This is a genomic window from Achromobacter sp. T5-5 (assembly GCF_055397965.1).
The window spans coordinates 6129694-6146699 of record NZ_AP027919.1 but is presented as its reverse complement, the minus strand read 5'-3'; the positions used below and the strand labels follow the sequence as shown (position 1 = coordinate 6146699).

Below are 17006 nucleotides of genomic sequence, written 5' to 3'. Positions count from 1 at the left end.
TGTCCAGGTTGTGTGCTTATCGGGCTGAATATAGACTTGCGGCAGGCGCGCCCACAATGCGCCCGCCACCCCAGAGCAGGGTGAGTCAAGAATATGTAGACGCAAGATCAATTTGCGCACCCCGTGCACCAGGAGACCGTGCGATGCCAGATACGGAATTCGCCATTTCGGCCGGCGCCGGCGCCGACCGGCGCGATCAGTGGCGCGCGGCGCTTTCCGATGCGTTCGGGCCGTTCGAGGTGCATGGCGGAAAGCCCGGCAACTTTGCGGGACACGTGCGTTACGCGCGGCGCGCCAGCCTGCAGTTCAACGACCTGCACTACCAGGGCCAGCGCCTGGAGCGCACCACGGGAAACGTGTCTCGGCTCGACCAGGAGTTCTATACCTTCGGCCTGCCACTGGCCGGTCCGCTGGCGGTGCGCCAGCAGGGCCGGGAATTCCAGGTGGAGCCCGGCTGCGTCTATCTGATGAACCAGAGTCTGCCGTACCAGGCGACGGCGCAGGGGGCATCGGGGTATCGCAGCTTGAGTGTGTCGTTTCCGCGCAGCGCCTTGTCGCAGCGTGATTCGCGCGTCGGCGCCTTCTACAAGCTGCGCATCGATGACGGATCGCCCCGCGGCGCGCTGCTGGCCGGCTACATGGATCACCTCTTCAAGGGGATGGCCACGTGGTCCGACACCGAGGCTGCGGAACTGGGCGAACGTCTCATCGACCTCATCGTCCTGTTCCTGGTGCAGCCGGGGCAGGGGCAGGTGTCGGAAGCGGACAGCAGCGTCACGGTAGCGCACCGGGCGCGCGTGCTCGCCTACATCCGCCAGCATCTCGCCGATCCGGACCTGTCACCCCTGCGGGTGGCGCAGGGCTGCGGCGTGTCGGTGGCTTACCTGCACCGCATTCTGCGCGCGGGGGGCGTGTCGCCGGAGGCGTTCATCTTCGAGCAGCGGCTGGACCGGTGCCGCGAACTGCTGCTGGACGCGCGGCATAATCATCGCAGCATCGCCGAACTGGCCTACCAGGTCGGCTTTTCCCATCCCTCGCATTTCAGCCGGCTGTTCAAGCAGCGCTTCGGCATGACCCCGCGGGATATGCGCGCGGCCGGGGCGGGGCCGCGGGCCTGAGCGGGCGGCCCCGGGCGCGACCGCAGCGCCAAAGCAGAACGGCCCGCCTTTCAGCGGCTGGAAGCGCGCCTTGAGCGGGCCGGCGGTTCGGGTCAGATGTGCGTGATGAACTTCGTGACCAGATAGCCTTCGAACGTCTCCGTACCGCCTTCACTGCCGATGCCGCTGTCCTTGATGCCGCCGAACGGCGTCTCGGCCAGGGCGCTGCCGAAGTGGTTGATGTTGACCATGCCGGCCTCCAGGCCGTTGGACACCTTGGTCGCGGTCTTCAGCGAATTCGTGAACACATACGACGAAAGGCCGAACGGCAGGCTGTTGGCCCGGCGCAGCACTTCGTCGGTATCGCTGAAGCGGACCACGGGCGCCACCGGGCCAAACGGCTCCTCGGTCATCAGCATGGCGTTGTCGGGCAGTTCCGTCACGACCGTGGGCGCAAAGAAGAATCCCTTGCGGTCCAGCGGGCCGCCGCCGACCACGACTTTGCCGCCATGCTTCTTGGCGTCGTCGATGAAGGCGCTCATGGCGGGCACGCGGCGTTCATGCGCGAGCGGTCCCATGTCGGTGCCGGCTTCCAGGCCGTCGCCGACCTTGATGTTCTTCAGCACATCCGAGAAGCGCGCCAGGAACTGTTCGTATGCGCCGTCCTGCACGTAGAAGCGGGTGGGCGACACGCAGACCTGGCCGGCGTTGCGCACCTTGAACTTGGCCAGCATTTCGGCGGCGCGGTCGATGTCCGCGTCGTCGAACACCAGCACGGGCGAGTGGCCGCCCAATTCCATGGTCACGCGCTTCATGTGCGCGCCGGCCAGCGCGGCAAGCTGCTTGCCGACCGGGACCGAACCCGTGAAGGACACCTTGCGCACGATCGGCGAACGGATCAGGTAATCGGAGATCTTGGCGGGCTCGCCCCAGACGATGTTCAGGCAGCCCTTGGGCAGGCCGGCGTCATGGAACATGCGCGCAATCGCCATGACCGCGCTGGGTGAATCCTCGGGGCCCTTGAGCACGACCGTGCAGCCGGCGCCGATCGCGGCGGCGATCTTGCGGATGGCCTGGTTGTACGGGAAGTTCCAGGGCGTGAAGGCGGCGCAGACGCCGATGGGTTCGCGCACCACGATCTGGCGCACGTCCGGGTTGCGCGGCTGGATCACGCGGCCGTAGATGCGGCGGCATTCCTCGGCGTGCCAGTCCGCATGCTCGGCGCAGGACGTCACTTCGCCCACGGCCTCGGCCAGCGGCTTGCCCTGGTCCAGCGTCATGTTGCGGCCGATTTCCTTGGCGCGTTCGCGCGACAGCGTGGCGACCTTGCGCAGGATGGCGGAGCGATCCATGGGCGAGGATTTCTTCCACGATTCGAAGGCGCGCTGGGCGGCGGCCAGGGCGCGGTCCAGGTCTGCTTCCGTGGCGTGGGGCAGCTGGCCGAGCACTTCGAGGGTGGCCGGGTTGATGACGTCCTGGGTGCGCCTGCCCTCGCCAGCGACGAATTCGCCGTCGATATACAGCGCCAACTGTTCATACATGCCTGTCGTTCCTTGCGAAATGGGAGGGGTAGCGACCGCTGTCGCCACGGCAGTCTAAACCAGCTTCCTCCCAGCGGAGGGAGCCAATCCCGGTGGCGGGCTTGGGGCCATTCGCGTGCAGGGCGCGTGCTGGATGCGTGCACGGCGCTTGCGCGCGCGCGCCGCCGTCGACAAAATGAGGGATCTTCGGCTGTCCCCCCATCTATCTATCGTGCAACCCGTCGATGCGCGCCCGGCCGCCAAGCCCAGTCTCTATTCCCGGGTCTTCTTCCGCTTCATCGACTGGCTCCGCCAGCGCATCGCCCAGGCGTCGCTCGTGGGAGACAAGCCCATCTTTCAAAACAGCCAGTTTCCGTGGCTCGCCACGCTGGAAGCGCGGGCGCCCGCCATCCGCGCCGAACTGACCGGCCTGCTGGCCGAGCGCAGCAAACTGCCCGCCTTCCACGAGATATCCCCCGATGTGGGCATGATCACGTCCGACGACCAATGGAAGACCTTCGTCTTCATGGGCTACGGCCTGCGCTCCGACCGTAACCTCGCGCGCTGTCCGGCCACCGCCCAGGCGTTGCAGGGCATTCCCGGGATACGCACCGCGTTCTTTTCCATCCTGGAAGCCGGCAAGCGCATTCCGCTGCACACGGGTCCCTACAACGGCGTGCTGCGTCTGCACCTGGGCCTGGTCATCCCCGATCCGCCCGAGCGATGCTGGATCGAAGTGGGCGGCGAACGCTACAGCTGGCGGGAAGGACAGGCCGTGGTGTTCGATGACCTCTATCCCCACCAGGTGCACAACGACACCGACGGGCTGCGCGCGGTGCTGTTCGTCGATTTCGAGCGACCCTGCCGCGCTCCTGTAAAATGGCTCAATCGCCTGGTGCTCATGGCCGCGCCGTTCACGGACGAAATCCGTCGCGGCAAGGTCAATCACGATGCCTGGGAGAAGGGCTACTACCGCCAAAAATAGGGGGCAGAGCCCGCCAAACCACTCCCTTGACAGGGGGGCGTGGTCTTTTGTGCGCGATCCCAACAAAGTGCTTGCGCTCAAATTTTAACCACGTTAGAATGATCAGCTTTCCCAGATTGTCGATTCATCTATCCGAACGTTAGATGAGCGCGTCGGGGGGAATACCCGCAGGATTTCAACCCAGGGTCGTTGCGTTGCCAACCGGTTGCTGGTCCAGAAGTTATGGACTTGCCGACACCAAAGCAGGGCGGCTGACCTGACGGGACCAAAACTGGCAGGAATTGCAGTGTTCCCTTGTTGGGAAAACCGTATTTCCAGTTAAGTTGGAACAGGAAAAATCATGATCCAAATGCAGACCACGCTGGACGTGGCCGATAACACTGGTGCGCGTCATGTCATGTGCATTAAGGTGCTCGGTGGCTCCAAGCGCCGTTATGCCGGTATCGGCGACATCATCAAGGTGAGCGTCAAAGATGCGGCTCCGCGCGGACGCGTCAAGAAAGGCGAAATTTACAATGCCGTGGTGGTTCGTACCGCCAAGGGCGTGCGCCGTAAAGACGGTTCGCTGATTCGTTTCGGTGGCAATGCCGCCGTATTGCTCAACGCCAAGCTGGAGCCCATCGGCACCCGCATCTTCGGACCCGTTACGCGTGAACTGCGTACCGAGAAGTTCATGAAGATCGTGTCGCTGGCCCCGGAAGTGCTGTAAGGAGCCCTACGATGAACAACATTCGTAAAGGCGACGAAGTCATCGTCCTGACCGGCCGCGACAAGAAGCGTCGCGGCACCGTGCTGGCTCGCGTTGGCGCCGACCACGTCCTGGTCGAAGGCGTCAATGTTGCCAAGAAGCACGTGAAAGCCAACCCGATGGCTAACAACCCGGGCGGGATTGTCGAAAAGACCATGCCGATCCACATCTCGAATGTGGCGCTCTTCAACCCCGCAACCGGTCGTGGCGACCGCGTGGGCGTTCAAGAAGTCGAAGGTCGCAAGGTCCGCGTGTTCCGTTCCAATGGTGCCGTTGTCGGCGCCAAGGCGTAAGGGGCGATAGACATGTCTCGTTTGCAAGATTTCTACAAGAGCAAGGTCGCTGGCGACCTGCAGGCCAAGTTTGGCTACAAGAGCGTAATGGAAGTGCCGCGCATCACCAAGATCACCCTGAACATGGGTGTCTCGGAAGCGGTCTCCGACAAGAAAGTCATCGAACACGCTGTGTCGGATCTGACCAAGATCGCCGGCCAAAAGCCTGTCGTGACGAAGACCAAGAAGGCAATCGCCGGTTTCAAGATCCGCGAAAACTACCCGATTGGTTGCATGGTCACGCTGCGTGGTCAACGCATGTACGAATTCCTGGATCGCCTGGTGGCGGTTGCGCTGCCTCGCGTGCGCGACTTCCGCGGCATCTCGGGTCGTGCGTTCGACGGCCGTGGCAACTACAACATCGGGGTGAAAGAGCAGATCATTTTCCCCGAAATCGAGTACGACAAGATCGACGCGCTGCGTGGGCTGAACATCAGCATCACCACCTCCGCGAAGACCGACGAAGAAGCCAAGGCGCTGTTGACGGCCTTCAGCTTCCCGTTCCGTAACTAAGGGGCTGATGACGTGGCTAAACTTTCCCTCATCAATCGCGACATCAAGCGCGCCAAGCTGGCTGACAAGTTCGCCGCCAAGCGCGCCGAATTGAAGGCGATCATCGACGACCAGTCGAAGACCGACGAAGAACGTTACCAAGCTCGGCTCAAGCTGCAACAGCTGCCGCGCAATGCCAACCCGACGCGTCAACGCAATCGTTGCGTGGTCACCGGTCGTCCTCGCGGCGTGTTCCGCAAGTTCGGCCTGACGCGCCACAAACTGCGTGAAATGGCGATGAAGGGTGAAATCCCCGGCATCACCAAGGCCAGCTGGTAGGAGAAACAATATGAGCATGAGCGATCCCATCGCCGATATGCTGACCCGCATTCGCAATGCGCAGCAAGTGGACAAAGTTACGGTGAGCATGCCCTCCTCGAAGCTGAAGGCGGCCATTGCCGCTGTGCTGAAGGACGAAGGCTACATCGACAGCTTTGAAATCAAGGGCACCCAGGCCAAGCCTGAGCTCGAGATCACCCTGAAGTACTACGCTGGTCGTCCGGTCATCGAGCGCATCGAACGCGTCTCGCGCCCTGGTCTGCGTATCTACAAGGGCCGTACCAGCATTCCTCAGGTCATGAACGGCCTGGGCGTGGCTATCGTTTCGACCTCGCGCGGCGTCATGACCGACCGTAAGGCTCGCGCCAACGGCGTCGGCGGCGAAGTGCTGTGCTACGTGGCCTAAGGAGAAATTCGAATGTCACGTATCGCTAAGTATCCGGTCGAACTGCCCAAGGGTGTCGAAGCTGACATCAAGCAGGATCAGATCACCGTCAAGGGCCCGCTGGGCTCCCTGACTCAAGCCCTGACTGGCGACGTCACGATTTCGCTGGACGGCAGCAAGCTCACGTTTGTCGCCGCCAACGATTCGCGTCACGCGAACGCCATGTCGGGTACCGTGCGCGCGCTGGTGGCCAACATGGTCAACGGTGTGAGCAAGGGATTCGAGCGCAAGCTGAATCTGGTTGGCGTGGGTTACCGCGCCTCGATTCAAGGCGACGCCGTTAAGCTGCAGCTCGGTTTCTCGCACGATGTTTTGCATCAGTTGCCGGCCGGTATCAAGGCCGAATGCCCCACCCAGACGGAAATCGTCATCAAGGGCTCCAACAAGCAAGTCGTCGGCCAGGTGGCCGCTGAAATCCGCGCGTACCGCGAACCCGAACCCTACAAGGGCAAGGGTGTGCGTTACTCGGACGAACGCGTCGTCATCAAAGAAACCAAGAAGAAATAACGGCGCACGCAAGGACGAATCATGGACAAAAAAGTTTCCCGTTTGCGTCGTGCGGTTCCGACCCGCCGGAAGATCAACGAGCTGCGCGTTCATCGCCTCTCGATTTTCCGCTCGAACCAGCACATCTACGCCAACATCATTTCGCCGGAAGGCGATCGCGTTCTGGTCAGCGCCTCGACGGTGGAAGCCGAAGTGCGTGCGCAACTGGCCGGCCAAACCGGCCAGGGCGGCAACAAAGCCGCTGCTACGCTGGTCGGCAAGCGCGTGGCCGAAAAGGCCAAGGCTGCCGGTATCGAACTGGTCGCTTTCGATCGCTCGGGCTTTCGTTACCATGGCCGCGTGAAAGCGCTGGCCGATGCCGCGCGTGAAGCCGGCCTGAAGTTCTAAGCGAGGATCTGTCAAATGGCTAAAGTACAAGGCAAGAACGCCGCGGAAAAAGAGAACGATGACGGCCTCCGCGAAAAGATGATCGCGGTCAACCGCGTGAGCAAAGTGGTCAAGGGTGGTCGCACCATGAGCTTTGCCGCGCTGACCGTGGTTGGCGATGGCGATGGCCGCATCGGCATGGGCAAGGGCAAGGCGCGTGAAGTGCCGGTGTCCGTTCAGAAGGCCATGGAACAAGCCCGTCGCGGCATGTTCAAGGTCGCGCTGAAGAACGGCACGCTGCACCACACCGTGGTTGGCAAGCATGGCGCCGCTACCGTGCTGATCTCGCCCGCTGCTGAAGGTACCGGCGTCATCGCCGGCGGCCCGATGCGCGCAATTTTCGAAGTGATGGGTGTGCGTAACGTGGTTGCCAAGAGCCTGGGCTCGAGCAACCCCTACAACATGGTTCGCGCCACGTTGAATGGCCTGCGCGCCTCCCTGACCCCGGCCGATGTTGCTGCCAAGCGCGGCAAGACGGTCGAAGAAATCCTGGGGTAAATCATGGCTCAGAAGCAGATCAAAGTGACCCTCGTGCGCTCGGTGATCGGTACCAAGCAATCGCACCGTGATACGGTTCGCGGTTTGGGCTTGGGTCGCATCAACAGCAGCCGCGTGCTGGTCGATACGCCCGAGGTGCGTGGGATGATCCGTAAGGTGGATTATCTCGTTTCCGTCTCGGAAGCCTAAGGAATCACCATGTCGGATATGCAACTTAATACGCTGAAGCCCGCCGAGGGCAGCAAGCACGCCAAGCGCCGCGTCGGCCGTGGCATCGGTTCGGGTCTGGGTAAGACCGCCGGCCGTGGTCACAAGGGTCAGAAGTCGCGCTCGGGCGGTTTCCACAAGGTTGGCTTCGAAGGCGGTCAAATGCCGCTGCAACGTCGCCTGCCCAAGCGTGGTTTCACCCCGCTGGGTCAACACCTGTATGCCCAAGTTCTGTTGTCGGACCTCGAAGCCCTGCCCATCGACGAAATCGATGTGCAAGCGCTGAAGGCGGCCGGCGTGATTGGCCAGGCGGTTCGTTACGCCAAGGTCATCAAGTCTGGTGAACTCTCGCGCAAGGTCGTGCTCAAGGGCATTACCGCGACGGCTGGCGCTCGCGCCGCCATCGAAGCCGCGGGCGGCTCGCTTGCTTGATCAGAGGTGACGAGTGGCTAACGCGCAGGCATTGGGCAAATCCGGAGCACGATACGGCGATCTGAAGCGCCGTCTGGTGTTCCTGGTGCTCGCCCTGGTGGTTTACCGTTTGGGTACACACATCCCGGTTCCGGGTATTAACCCGGACGCGCTGGCGGACTTGTTCCGTCAGAACCAGGGCGGGATCCTGGGCCTGTTCAACATGTTCTCGGGCGGGGCGCTCTCGCGTTTCTCGATTTTTGCCCTGGGGATCATGCCGTACATTTCGGCATCCATCATCATGCAGTTGATGTCGGTGGTGGTGCCGTCGCTGGAAGCGCTCAAGAAAGAGGGCGAGGCCGGCCGTCGGAAGATTACCCAATACACCCGCTACGGCACGGTCGTGCTGGCGCTGGTGCAGGCTGTGGGCATTTCGGTGGCGCTGGAGTCCCAGCAGGGACTGGTGATCGATCCGGGCATGCTGTTCCGCTTCACGACCGTCGTGACCTTGGTCACCGGCACCATGTTCGTCATGTGGCTGGGTGAGCAGATCACGGAGCGCGGTCTGGGCAACGGGATTTCCATCCTGATCTTCGCAGGTATCGTTGCGGGTCTGCCCGCGGCGCTGGCTGCACTGCTGGACCTGGTTCGCACCAACGCGATGTCTGTGCTTTCGGCGCTGTTCATCGTGGCTCTGGTGGTGCTGGTGACCGCTTTTGTGGTGTTCGTGGAACGCGGACAGCGCAAGATCACGGTCAACTACGCCAAGCGTCAGGTCGGCAACAAGGTCTACGGTGGTCAAAGCTCGCATTTGCCGCTGAAGTTGAACATGGCAGGGGTGATTCCGCCGATCTTCGCATCGTCGATCATTCTGTTCCCGGCCACGATCACGAGCTGGTTCTCCAGCAGCGAGAACATGCGCTGGCTTAGCGACCTGGCTGCGGCCCTGTCGCCTCGTCAACCGCTCTACATCACGCTGTACTCGGTCGCGATTATTTTCTTCTGCTTTTTCTACACGGCTCTGGTTTTCAACAGCCGCGAAACGGCGGACAACCTGAAGAAGAGTGGTGCGTTTGTTCCGGGCATCCGTCCGGGCGAACAAACGGCGCGCTACATCGACAAGATCCTGATGCGTCTGACGCTCGCAGGTGCCATCTACATCACGTTGGTGTGCCTGTTGCCGGAATTCTTGGTGATGCGCTGGAACGTTCCCTTCTACTTCGGTGGTACGTCTCTGTTGATCATTGTGGTGGTGACGATGGATTTCATGGCGCAGGTTCAGGCCTACATGATGTCTCACCAGTACGACTCGTTGCTCAAGAAGGCGAACTTCAAGGGCGCGGGTTTGCCGATGCGGTAAGCAAAAGAATGTCCAAGGACGACGTCATTCAGATGCAAGGTGAGGTTCTTGAGAACCTCCCGAACGCGACATTTCGCGTCAAGCTCGAAAACGGCCACGTGGTGTTGGGCCATATTTCCGGCAAGATGCGTATGCATTACATCCGGATCCTGCCGGGTGACAAGGTCACAGTGGAGCTCACGCCCTATGATCTGACGCGAGCCAGGATAGTTTTCCGCTCCAAATGAGCGGAACCGGATTACGGAAAATTAGGAGTCAACCATGAAAGTAATGGCATCGGTTAAGCGGATCTGCCGCAACTGCAAAGTTATCAAACGTCACGGCGTGGTGCGCGTTATCTGCACCGACCCGCGTCACAAGCAGCGTCAAGGCTAACTCGGGTTAGCGACTACGCAACGGATTTATTCAAGGAACAGTCATGGCCCGTATTGCTGGCATTAACATTCCGCCGCAACAGCACGCCGAGATCGGCCTGACCGCCATTTTTGGCATCGGTCGTACGCGCGCTCGCAAGATTTGCGAAGCGGCAAACGTACCCTTTGACAAAAAGGTCAAGGATCTGAGCGACGCTGAATTGGAACGCGTCCGCGAACATGTTGGTTTGTTCACGGTTGAAGGCGACCTGCGTCGTGAAGTACAGCTCTCGATCAAGCGTTTGATCGACCTGGGAACCTACCGCGGTATGCGTCACAAGCGCGGTTTGCCCGTGCGCGGCCAGCGCACTCGCACCAACGCCCGGACCCGCAAGGGCCCGCGTCGTGCTGCTGCGTCCCTGAAGAAATAATCGAGGAACAGGATTATGGCGAAAGCTTCCACCAGCGGCGCTTCGCGCGTGCGCAAAAAGGTCAAGAAGAACGTCTCGGACGGCATCGCGCACGTTCACGCTTCGTTCAACAACACCATCATCACCATCACCGACCGTCAGGGCAACGCACTGTCGTGGGCCACGTCGGGCGGTGCTGGCTTCAAGGGTTCGCGCAAGTCGACCCCGTTTGCCGCGCAGGTTGCCGCTGAAACGGCTGGCCGCGTTGCGCTCGAGTACGGCATCAAGACGCTGGAAGTCCGCATCAAGGGCCCCGGTCCTGGCCGCGAGTCGTCGGTTCGCGCCTTGAACGCGCTGGGCATCAAGATCTCGTCCATCGCCGACATCACGCCCGTTCCGCACAACGGCTGCCGTCCGCCGAAGCGTCGTCGTATCTAAAGGGAATCCACATGGCACGTTATATTGGACCCAAATGCAAGCTCTCGCGCCGCGAGGGTACTGACCTGTTCCTGAAGAGCGCCCGTCGCTCGCTGGATTCCAAGTGCAAGCTGGATTCCAAGCCTGGCCAACACGGCCGCACTTCGGGTGCCCGCACTTCCGACTACGGCCTGCAGCTGCGCGAAAAGCAAAAGCTCAAGCGCATGTACGGCGTGCTGGAAAAGCAATTCCGCAAGTACTTCGCTGAAGCCGAGCGTCGCCGTGGCAACACCGGCGAAACGCTGATCCAGCTGCTGGAATCGCGCCTGGACAACGTCGTCTACCGCATGGGCTTCGGCTCGACGCGCGCCGAAGCTCGCCAGCTGGTGAGCCACCGCGCCATCGAACTGAACGGCCACACGGCTGACATCGCTTCGATGCTGGTCAAGGCTGGCGACGTCATCTCGATCCGCGAAAAGGCCAAGAAGCAAGGCCGCATCAAGGAATCGCTCGACCTGGCCACCAGCATCGGCATCCCCCAGTGGGTGGAAGTCGACACGACCAAGCTGACCGGTACGTTCAAGTCGGCCCCCGATCGCGCTGACGTCGCTCGCGACATCAACGAATCGATGGTCGTCGAACTGTACTCGCGTTAATCACGCCTGCCGGCGCGTCTCCTTCGCGGAAGCGCTGGCAAGCTGGTCCCGCGATCCGTTTGCACGTCCCGCAGCAGCCCGCTTTCCGCCGTTTGGTGGAGCGGGCTTTGCGGTAAGTATCGGGCGGCGTTTTTTCGCGCTGTCCGTGCATCAAGCATCAAGCATCAAGTTTCAACCTGTCCATCAGCCTTATCGGTGTAACGAGCCGAGGGTATTGAAAAGGAACACAGTAAATGTCCACTCAAGGTTTCCTGAAGCCGCGCTCCATTGAAGTTGAACCGGTCGGCACGCACCATGCCAAGATCGTGATGGAGCCGTTCGAGCGTGGCTACGGTCACACGCTGGGCAACGCCCTGCGCCGCATCCTGCTGTCTTCGATGACCGGCTACGCGCCGACCGAAGTGCAAATGACGGGCGTGGTGCACGAATACTCGACCATCCCCGGCGTTCGCGAAGATGTCGTCGACATCCTGCTGAACCTGAAGGGCGTGGTCTTCAAGCTGCACAACCGTGACGAAGTCACCCTGGTCCTGCGCAAGTCCGGCGCCGGCACCGTGCTGGCCAGCGACATCGAGCTGCCGCACGACGTCGAGATCATCAACCCCGGCCACGCCATCTGCAACCTGACGGAAGCGGGCAAGCTGGAAATGCAGATCAAGGTCGAAAAGGGCCGTGGCTACGTGCCGGGCAACGTGCGCGCGCTGTCGGAAGACCGCACCCACACCATCGGCCGCATCGTCCTGGACGCCTCGTTCAGCCCGGTCCGCCGCGTGAGCTACGCCGTTGAAAGCGCCCGCGTGGAACAGCGTACCGACCTGGACAAGCTGGTCCTGGACATCGAAACCAACGGCGTCATCTCGCCCGAGGAAGCGGTGCGCCAGTCGGCCCGCATCCTGATGGACCAGATCTCGGTGTTCGCCGCCCTGGAAGGCGCTGGCGATTCGTACGAAGCCCCGGTCCGCGGCACGCCGCAGATCGATCCGGTGCTGCTGCGCCCGGTCGACGACCTGGAGCTGACGGTGCGTTCGGCCAACTGCCTGAAGGCCGAAAACATCTACTACATCGGCGACCTGATCCAGCGTACCGAAAACGAGCTGCTCAAGACCCCGAACCTGGGTCGCAAGTCGCTCAACGAGATCAAGGAAGTGCTGGCTGCACGTGGCCTGACCCTCGGCATGAAGCTCGAGAACTGGCCGCCCCTGGGCCTGGAGCGTCCCTAAGTCTTGAAAGGGTGCCGCCCCGGATCAGGGGCGTCTCCCGCAGCGCCCGGCTTCATCGCCGGGCGATTTGCGAAACCGTCGTAAAATGCCCCGTTTTCTACCGGACCGCGGCCTGATTGCAGGTCGATAGAAGAGCCGGCAACCCGATGGCGGAAACGCCGTCTTTAGATTCAAAGGAAACTTATCATGCGTCACGGTAATGGCTTGCGTAAGCTCAACCGCACCAGCAGTCACCGTCTTGCCATGTTCCGCAACATGGCTGTTTCGCTGATCACTCACGAAGCAATCAAGACCACGCTGCCGAAGGCGAAAGAATTGCGCCGCGTCATCGAACCCCTGATCACGCTGGGCAAGGAGCCCACGCTCGCGAACAAGCGTCTGGCTTTCGCCCGTCTGCGCGATCGCGATGCGGTCGTGAAGCTGTTTGCCGAAATCGGCCCGCGCTACGCGGCCCGTAACGGCGGCTACACCCGCGTGCTGAAGATGGGCTTCCGTCAAGGCGACAACGCTCCCATGGCTTTCATGGAACTGGTTGACCGTCCGGAAGTCGATGAAGCCGCTGAGGACAGCGCCGAGTAAATTCGGCAGCTCGATAAGCGACAAGGGCGGGTCTTCGGACCCGCCCTTGTTTTTTTGGGCGAGCCGGCGGTGGCTTCGCGGCCGCCCGCTCAGGCTGCGCGCTCGGGCCCGCCCCGCAACTGCGCGCGCAACTCGGACGCAGTGGTCGCCAGCGCTTCCTGCGCCGGCTGGGCGGGCATTTTGAAGGTCAGGTCCTGCTGCTCGATGTACTGCGTGGACGTCAGGTCCTGCGGGTGGTGCATCGGGATGACATGGGCGTGCGCATGCGCCACGTGAATGCCGGTGAACGCAAAACCCACGCGCTCGACGCCGTACAGGCGCTTCATGTGGCGGCCCAGCCGCTGGCCGAGATTGACGATGCTCGCCGCCAGGTCGGCGGGCATGTCTTCGTAGTAGGGGTAGTGCTGCTTGGGAATGATGAGCGTGTGCCCGGGCCGCACCGGCTGGATGTCCAGGAAGGCCAGCAGGCGGTCATCTTCGTGGATGACGTGCGCGGGGATCTCGTGACGGGCGATGCGGCAGAACAGGCAGTTGTCGGACATGCGTGCCTCGGCGTGGAAGATGAAGGCGCGGCGGCGGGCGCCCGGCTGTTCCGGGGAGTTGGCCGCAATACCGATAAAATACCCCGAGTTACATCCCACGCGGGTATCCCAAGGAGCTTCCATGTTGCGCGATGACGACGTCGTGCTGGTCATCAGCAATGCACCGGATCTGTTGCTGGCCAAGCGCATTGCGCACGTGCTGGTCGAGGACGGGTTGGCCGCGTGCGTGAACCTCGGCGCGCCCGGACTGTCCATCTATATGTGGAACGGCGAGGTCGAAGGCGCGGAAGAAATCCCCATCCACATCAAGACCACCCACGCCCGGCACGCCGCGGTCGTGCAGGTCCTGGCGCAGATGCATCCCTACGACGTTCCCGAGATCATCGTGCTGCCGGTCATTGGCGGCGCGGCGCCTTACCTGGACTGGGTGCGCGAGCAGACGGCCCCTACGCAGAACAAGAGAAACTGATGTTGCAACTTGCCGGTACGGTTGGCGCGCCCGCGCGTGCCGAGAGCGCGATCTCCCGCCTTTTCAGGCACTGCCTGATGCTGCTGGCGATGGCCGTCCTGCTGCTGGGATGGCAGGCGGCGCGCGCCGAGACCGAGTTCCTCGAGCCTGAAAAGGCCTTCGTATTCAGCGCCCAGATGGCGTCAGCGGACACGCTGGAGCTGCACTACAAGGTCGCGCCCGGCTACTACATGTACCGCGAGCGCTTCGCGATCGCCATCAGCCCGCCCGACGCCACTACGCTCGGCGAGCCCGTCTATCCCAAGGGCGAGGTCAAGTATGACCCGACCTTCGAAAAGGACATGGAGGTCTTCCACAAGGACGTGACGATCCGCGTGCCGGTGGGCGCGGGCGGACAGCCTTTCACGCTGACGTTGACAGGTCAGGGCTGTGCGGACGCCGGGCTGTGCTATCCGCCGATGGACAGCATCGTGAAGCTCACGCCCGTGGCAGACGGCTATTCAGTGGCCGGCACGGGGCTCGGGTCCGGCTCTCCGACGCAAGCGGCTTCCGGCGGGTTGTCTGCCTTGGTCAACGCCGGCGACACGGGCCTGGCGGATGCCCTGGGCGGCCTCGGATGGGCCAAGACGGCGGGTGTTTTCCTGGTGCTGGGCCTGTTGCTGGCCTTCACGCCGTGCGTCCTGCCGATGATCCCGATCCTGTCGTCCATCGTACTGGGCGGGGCGCAGCAGCGGCCCAGTCGGGGGCGCGGACTGGCGCTGGCGGCCACCTATGTGCTGGGCATGTCGGTGGTGTATACCGCCCTGGGCGTGGCCGCGGGCCTGAGCGGCGCGGGCCTTGCCGCCTGGCTGCAGACGCCGTGGATCCTGACCCTCTTCGCCATTCTGCTGGCCGTGTTGGCGCTGGCCATGTTCGACGTGTTCACGTTCCAGATGCCCTCCGGCGTCCAGGCCATGCTGTCCGAGCGCTCGTCGCGCGTGCCGGGCGGGCGCTATACCGGCGCGCTGGTGATGGGCGCGCTGTCGGCCCTGATCGTCGGTCCCTGCGTGGCCGCGCCGCTGGCCGGCGCCTTGCTGTATATCTCGCAGACCGGCGACGTGTTGCTGGGCGGCGCGGCGTTGTTCGCAATGGCCTGGGGCATGGGCGTGCCGCTGCTGATCGTCGGCGCGTCGTCGTCGGCCCTGCTGCCCAAGGCCGGACCCTGGATGGACGGCATGAAGCGGTTGTTCGGCATGCTCTTGCTCGCCACCGCCTGGTGGATGCTGATCCCCGTGGTGCCCACGTGGGTCCAGATGACGGGCTGGGCGTTCCTGGCCGTCGTCTCCGCCGTGATGCTGCGGGCCTTCGACGCCTTGCCGCAGGGCGCCGGCGCCGGCCGCATGTTCGGCAAGGGCCTGGGATTGCTGCTCGCGCTGGCGGCCGCGGCGTGGCTCGTGGGCGCCGCCAGCGGCGGGCGCGATGTCCTGCAGCCGCTGTCGCACCTGGCCGCGCGTGGCGAGACGCCGGCCGCTGGGACAGCCGAGGGCGAGATCAAATTCACCCGCGTGCGCACCAACGCCGAGCTGGACGCCTTGCTGGCGCAGAGCACCCGGCCGGTGATGCTGGATTTCTATGCGGACTGGTGCGTGTCGTGCCGCGAGATGGAGCGCTTCACGTTCACGGATGCCGGCGTCGCGCAGCGGATGGCGGGGATGGTGCTGGTGCAGGCGGACGTGACCGCGAACAATGCCGACGACCGCGCGCTGCTCAAGCGCTTTCGTCTTTTCGGCCCGCCCGGCATCATGTTCTTCGAACCCGGCGGCAAGGAAATCGCCGACGCGCGCGTCGTGGGCTTTCAGGATGCGAAGCGCTTTGCCGCGTCGCTGGATCGCGTCCTGATGCGCTGAGCGCGACGTGGGGGCCAAGACGGGCGGCGAGGCGCACGCCATCGTCTGATGCGCGCAACGCGGCCTCACGCAGATTGAATCGAGGGAAGGGGCGATATACCATGGTCGCTTCGCCGCCCGCGCGGCGCATCCCACTCCCTCCAGGCCGACGCCGTGACGTCCCCCCCAATTGATGCAAGCCAGGACCGGCACGGTCTGATCTATCTTCAATTGATGTTCGTCATGGCCACGTGGGGCCTGAACATCGTCTCCATCAAGTACCTGACGCAGCACATGGACATCCAGGCGCTGGCCGCCGTGCGGATCCTGATTGCGTTCATCACGGTCACCCTCATCATCAAGGCGCGCGGCGGACGCATTCCCAAACTGGGCGGCGCGCAGTTGGGCTGGGTGGCGCTGGCGGGGTTCCTGGTGGTGTATGCGCACCAGGTGGCGCTGGTGTCGGGGCTGCGATTCTCGTCGGCGGCCAACGGCACGCTCATCATGGCCACCAGTCCCTTGCTGTCCGCCTTCCTGGCCGCCATTTTCTACCGAGAGAGGCTCACCACGACCCGTATCGCGGGCGCGCTGCTCGGCCTCGTGGGCGTGGGCATGGTGGTGGTGGGCGGCGGCGCGCAGCTCGGGCTGACCGGCTGGGGCGACGCGGTGGTGTTCGTGGCGGTGCTCGTGTTCGTGTTCGGCGGCCTGGTCATCCAACGGATGTCGCGAATGATGGATCCGCTGGGGATGCTCTGGTACATGTACCTGGCCGGCGGGTTGATGCTGGTGGGCCACGCCGCGCTGACGCCGAGTTCCTACCAGGCCGGCACGTGGCAGATGGCGTGGTGGCCATGGGCCGTGCTGATGTTCTCGGCGGTCATTGCGTCGGGCGTCAGCAACATCGTGTGGAATGCGGGCATCGCCCGCCTGGGGATCAGCCGCGCGGCGCTCTTCGTGAACTGGCTGCCGATCTTCGGCCTGCTGTTCGCGGCCCTGTTCCTGGACGAGCACGTCACGCTGACGCACGTGGTCGGCCTGGGCTGCGTGCTGGGTGGCACGTGGCTGGGCCTGCGTCGCGGCGCGCAGCCGGGGCGTGCCGCGGCCGCGAAGGCGTGACCGGCCCGGGCG

Annotated in this window: 25 protein-coding genes; 23 read left to right on the top strand and 2 right to left on the bottom strand. The window is 63.2% G+C overall.

All coding sequences use genetic code 11. The features are described from left to right. The first annotated feature begins 143 nt into the window (after window positions 1-143). Window positions 144-1118 (top strand): AraC-like ligand-binding domain-containing protein, encoded by a 975-nt coding sequence (locus ACZ50Q_RS27895; RefSeq protein ID WP_464080124.1) that lies wholly within the window; start codon window positions 144-146, stop codon window positions 1116-1118. 92 nt (window positions 1119-1210) lie between these two features. On the opposite strand, the gene ACZ50Q_RS27890 is transcribed toward ACZ50Q_RS27895, so the two are convergent. Then, complete coding sequence (locus ACZ50Q_RS27890) at window positions 1211-2638, bottom strand: NAD-dependent succinate-semialdehyde dehydrogenase (protein WP_076518334.1); 1428 nt, start codon at window positions 2636-2638, stop codon at window positions 1211-1213. Window positions 2639-2849: 211 nt separating this feature from the next. On the opposite strand from ACZ50Q_RS27890, the gene ACZ50Q_RS27885 reads away from it, so the two are divergent. From ACZ50Q_RS27885 to rplQ, 19 genes are all read left to right on the top strand, one after another. Beyond that, entirely contained in the window at window positions 2850-3602 is a 753-nt protein-coding gene (locus ACZ50Q_RS27885; RefSeq protein ID WP_464080123.1) for an aspartyl/asparaginyl beta-hydroxylase domain-containing protein, read from the top strand. Between the two features lie 340 nt (window positions 3603-3942). Continuing rightward, the gene (rplN, locus tag ACZ50Q_RS27880) at window positions 3943-4311 is read left to right on the top strand and encodes a 50S ribosomal protein L14 (RefSeq protein ID WP_006216531.1); all 369 of its coding nucleotides are present in this window, start codon (window positions 3943-3945) and stop codon (window positions 4309-4311) included. Between the two features lie 11 nt (window positions 4312-4322). Then, window positions 4323-4643 carry a 50S ribosomal protein L24 gene (rplX, locus tag ACZ50Q_RS27875; RefSeq protein ID WP_008168975.1) on the top strand — a complete coding sequence of 107 codons (321 nt, stop codon included), beginning with the start codon at window positions 4323-4325 and terminating at the stop codon, window positions 4641-4643. A 12-nt stretch (window positions 4644-4655) separates the two neighbouring features. After that, entirely contained in the window at window positions 4656-5195 is a 540-nt protein-coding gene (gene rplE / locus ACZ50Q_RS27870) for a 50S ribosomal protein L5 (protein WP_006216529.1), read from the top strand. Between the two features lie 12 nt (window positions 5196-5207). Beyond that, window positions 5208-5513, top strand: coding sequence for a 30S ribosomal protein S14 (gene rpsN / locus ACZ50Q_RS27865; RefSeq protein WP_006216527.1), 306 nt, complete (start codon window positions 5208-5210; stop codon window positions 5511-5513). 10 nt (window positions 5514-5523) lie between these two features. Then, window positions 5524-5919: a 30S ribosomal protein S8 gene (rpsH, locus tag ACZ50Q_RS27860; protein ID WP_006216525.1), complete on the top strand. Its 396-nt coding sequence runs from the start codon at window positions 5524-5526 to the stop codon at window positions 5917-5919. 12 nt (window positions 5920-5931) lie between these two features. Continuing rightward, window positions 5932-6465 (top strand): 50S ribosomal protein L6, encoded by a 534-nt coding sequence (rplF, locus tag ACZ50Q_RS27855; protein WP_076518335.1) that lies wholly within the window; start codon window positions 5932-5934, stop codon window positions 6463-6465. 21 nt (window positions 6466-6486) lie between these two features. Continuing rightward, window positions 6487-6852, top strand: coding sequence for a 50S ribosomal protein L18 (gene rplR / locus ACZ50Q_RS27850; RefSeq protein ID WP_008168985.1), 366 nt, complete (start codon window positions 6487-6489; stop codon window positions 6850-6852). Window positions 6853-6867: 15 nt separating this feature from the next. After that, window positions 6868-7389, top strand: a complete 522-nt coding sequence (gene rpsE / locus ACZ50Q_RS27845) for a 30S ribosomal protein S5 (RefSeq protein WP_008168987.1) — start codon at window positions 6868-6870, stop codon at window positions 7387-7389. A 3-nt stretch (window positions 7390-7392) separates the two neighbouring features. Continuing rightward, complete coding sequence (gene rpmD / locus ACZ50Q_RS27840) at window positions 7393-7578, top strand: 50S ribosomal protein L30 (RefSeq protein WP_006216520.1); 186 nt, start codon at window positions 7393-7395, stop codon at window positions 7576-7578. 9 nt (window positions 7579-7587) lie between these two features. Continuing rightward, window positions 7588-8028, top strand: a complete 441-nt coding sequence (rplO, locus tag ACZ50Q_RS27835) for a 50S ribosomal protein L15 (protein WP_056327061.1) — start codon at window positions 7588-7590, stop codon at window positions 8026-8028. Between the two features lie 13 nt (window positions 8029-8041). After that, the gene (gene secY / locus ACZ50Q_RS27830; RefSeq protein WP_043519460.1) at window positions 8042-9367 is read left to right on the top strand and encodes a preprotein translocase subunit SecY; all 1326 of its coding nucleotides are present in this window, start codon (window positions 8042-8044) and stop codon (window positions 9365-9367) included. Between the two features lie 8 nt (window positions 9368-9375). Next, window positions 9376-9594 (top strand): translation initiation factor IF-1, encoded by a 219-nt coding sequence (gene infA, locus ACZ50Q_RS27825; RefSeq protein WP_003806927.1) that lies wholly within the window; start codon window positions 9376-9378, stop codon window positions 9592-9594. Window positions 9595-9628: 34 nt separating this feature from the next. Beyond that, a complete protein-coding gene (gene rpmJ / locus ACZ50Q_RS27820) occupies window positions 9629-9742 on the top strand; it encodes a 50S ribosomal protein L36 (RefSeq protein ID WP_003806928.1) in 114 nt (37 codons plus the stop codon). 43 nt (window positions 9743-9785) lie between these two features. After that, window positions 9786-10151: a 30S ribosomal protein S13 gene (gene rpsM / locus ACZ50Q_RS27815; protein WP_008168996.1), complete on the top strand. Its 366-nt coding sequence runs from the start codon at window positions 9786-9788 to the stop codon at window positions 10149-10151. A 15-nt stretch (window positions 10152-10166) separates the two neighbouring features. Next, entirely contained in the window at window positions 10167-10568 is a 402-nt protein-coding gene (rpsK, locus tag ACZ50Q_RS27810; RefSeq protein WP_006216516.1) for a 30S ribosomal protein S11, read from the top strand. 11 nt (window positions 10569-10579) lie between these two features. Continuing rightward, a complete protein-coding gene (gene rpsD, locus ACZ50Q_RS27805) occupies window positions 10580-11203 on the top strand; it encodes a 30S ribosomal protein S4 (RefSeq protein WP_006389633.1) in 624 nt (207 codons plus the stop codon). 233 nt (window positions 11204-11436) lie between these two features. Continuing rightward, window positions 11437-12423 (top strand): DNA-directed RNA polymerase subunit alpha, encoded by a 987-nt coding sequence (locus tag ACZ50Q_RS27800; protein ID WP_008169002.1) that lies wholly within the window; start codon window positions 11437-11439, stop codon window positions 12421-12423. Between the two features lie 186 nt (window positions 12424-12609). Continuing rightward, window positions 12610-13002, top strand: a complete 393-nt coding sequence (gene rplQ, locus ACZ50Q_RS27795) for a 50S ribosomal protein L17 (RefSeq protein ID WP_006389635.1) — start codon at window positions 12610-12612, stop codon at window positions 13000-13002. 89 nt (window positions 13003-13091) lie between these two features. Here rplQ and ACZ50Q_RS27790 read toward each other — a convergent pair whose 3' ends face one another. After that, window positions 13092-13544 (bottom strand): HIT family protein, encoded by a 453-nt coding sequence (locus ACZ50Q_RS27790; protein WP_464080122.1) that lies wholly within the window; start codon window positions 13542-13544, stop codon window positions 13092-13094. 121 nt (window positions 13545-13665) lie between these two features. On the opposite strand from ACZ50Q_RS27790, the gene cutA reads away from it, so the two are divergent. From cutA to ACZ50Q_RS27775, 3 genes are all read left to right on the top strand, one after another. Continuing rightward, window positions 13666-14013 carry a divalent-cation tolerance protein CutA gene (gene cutA, locus ACZ50Q_RS27785; RefSeq protein ID WP_464080121.1) on the top strand — a complete coding sequence of 116 codons (348 nt, stop codon included), beginning with the start codon at window positions 13666-13668 and terminating at the stop codon, window positions 14011-14013. Then, on the top strand, window positions 14013-15899 hold the full coding sequence (gene dsbD / locus ACZ50Q_RS27780; RefSeq protein WP_464080120.1) for a protein-disulfide reductase DsbD: 1887 nt from the start codon (window positions 14013-14015) through the stop codon (window positions 15897-15899). The genes cutA and dsbD overlap by 1 nt, the downstream gene beginning before the upstream one ends. A gap of 213 nt (window positions 15900-16112) precedes the next feature. Continuing rightward, window positions 16113-16994 (top strand): DMT family transporter, encoded by an 882-nt coding sequence (locus ACZ50Q_RS27775; RefSeq protein ID WP_092579571.1) that lies wholly within the window; start codon window positions 16113-16115, stop codon window positions 16992-16994. The last annotated feature ends 12 nt before the right edge of the window (window positions 16995-17006 follow it).

What these genes read in the sequence shown, in the direction of transcription:
- ACZ50Q_RS27800 (WP_008169002.1), top strand. Translation starts at nt 11,437, where the DNA reads ATGTCCACTCAAGGTTTCCTGAAGCCGCGCTCCATTGAAGTTGAACCG.
- infA (WP_003806927.1), top strand. Translation starts at nt 9,376, where the DNA reads ATGTCCAAGGACGACGTCATTCAGATGCAAGGTGAGGTTCTTGAGAAC.
- cutA (WP_464080121.1), top strand. Translation starts at nt 13,666, where the DNA reads ATGTTGCGCGATGACGACGTCGTGCTGGTCATCAGCAATGCACCGGAT.
- rplN (WP_006216531.1), top strand. Translation starts at nt 3,943, where the DNA reads ATGATCCAAATGCAGACCACGCTGGACGTGGCCGATAACACTGGTGCG.
- rpmD (WP_006216520.1), top strand. Translation starts at nt 7,393, where the DNA reads ATGGCTCAGAAGCAGATCAAAGTGACCCTCGTGCGCTCGGTGATCGGT.
- rpsH (WP_006216525.1), top strand. Translation starts at nt 5,524, where the DNA reads ATGAGCATGAGCGATCCCATCGCCGATATGCTGACCCGCATTCGCAAT.
- rplF (WP_076518335.1), top strand. Translation starts at nt 5,932, where the DNA reads ATGTCACGTATCGCTAAGTATCCGGTCGAACTGCCCAAGGGTGTCGAA.
- ACZ50Q_RS27890 (WP_076518334.1), bottom strand. Translation starts at nt 2,638, where the DNA reads ATGTATGAACAGTTGGCGCTGTATATCGACGGCGAATTCGTCGCTGGC.
- rplR (WP_008168985.1), top strand. Translation starts at nt 6,487, where the DNA reads ATGGACAAAAAAGTTTCCCGTTTGCGTCGTGCGGTTCCGACCCGCCGG.
- rpsM (WP_008168996.1), top strand. Translation starts at nt 9,786, where the DNA reads ATGGCCCGTATTGCTGGCATTAACATTCCGCCGCAACAGCACGCCGAG.
- rpsE (WP_008168987.1), top strand. Translation starts at nt 6,868, where the DNA reads ATGGCTAAAGTACAAGGCAAGAACGCCGCGGAAAAAGAGAACGATGAC.
- ACZ50Q_RS27895 (WP_464080124.1), top strand. Translation starts at nt 144, where the DNA reads ATGCCAGATACGGAATTCGCCATTTCGGCCGGCGCCGGCGCCGACCGG.
- rpsK (WP_006216516.1), top strand. Translation starts at nt 10,167, where the DNA reads ATGGCGAAAGCTTCCACCAGCGGCGCTTCGCGCGTGCGCAAAAAGGTC.
- rplE (WP_006216529.1), top strand. Translation starts at nt 4,656, where the DNA reads ATGTCTCGTTTGCAAGATTTCTACAAGAGCAAGGTCGCTGGCGACCTG.
- ACZ50Q_RS27790 (WP_464080122.1), bottom strand. Translation starts at nt 13,544, where the DNA reads ATGTCCGACAACTGCCTGTTCTGCCGCATCGCCCGTCACGAGATCCCC.
- rplO (WP_056327061.1), top strand. Translation starts at nt 7,588, where the DNA reads ATGTCGGATATGCAACTTAATACGCTGAAGCCCGCCGAGGGCAGCAAG.
- dsbD (WP_464080120.1), top strand. Translation starts at nt 14,013, where the DNA reads ATGTTGCAACTTGCCGGTACGGTTGGCGCGCCCGCGCGTGCCGAGAGC.
- rplX (WP_008168975.1), top strand. Translation starts at nt 4,323, where the DNA reads ATGAACAACATTCGTAAAGGCGACGAAGTCATCGTCCTGACCGGCCGC.
- rplQ (WP_006389635.1), top strand. Translation starts at nt 12,610, where the DNA reads ATGCGTCACGGTAATGGCTTGCGTAAGCTCAACCGCACCAGCAGTCAC.
- ACZ50Q_RS27775 (WP_092579571.1), top strand. Translation starts at nt 16,113, where the DNA reads ATGTTCGTCATGGCCACGTGGGGCCTGAACATCGTCTCCATCAAGTAC.
- rpsD (WP_006389633.1), top strand. Translation starts at nt 10,580, where the DNA reads ATGGCACGTTATATTGGACCCAAATGCAAGCTCTCGCGCCGCGAGGGT.
- rpmJ (WP_003806928.1), top strand. Translation starts at nt 9,629, where the DNA reads ATGAAAGTAATGGCATCGGTTAAGCGGATCTGCCGCAACTGCAAAGTT.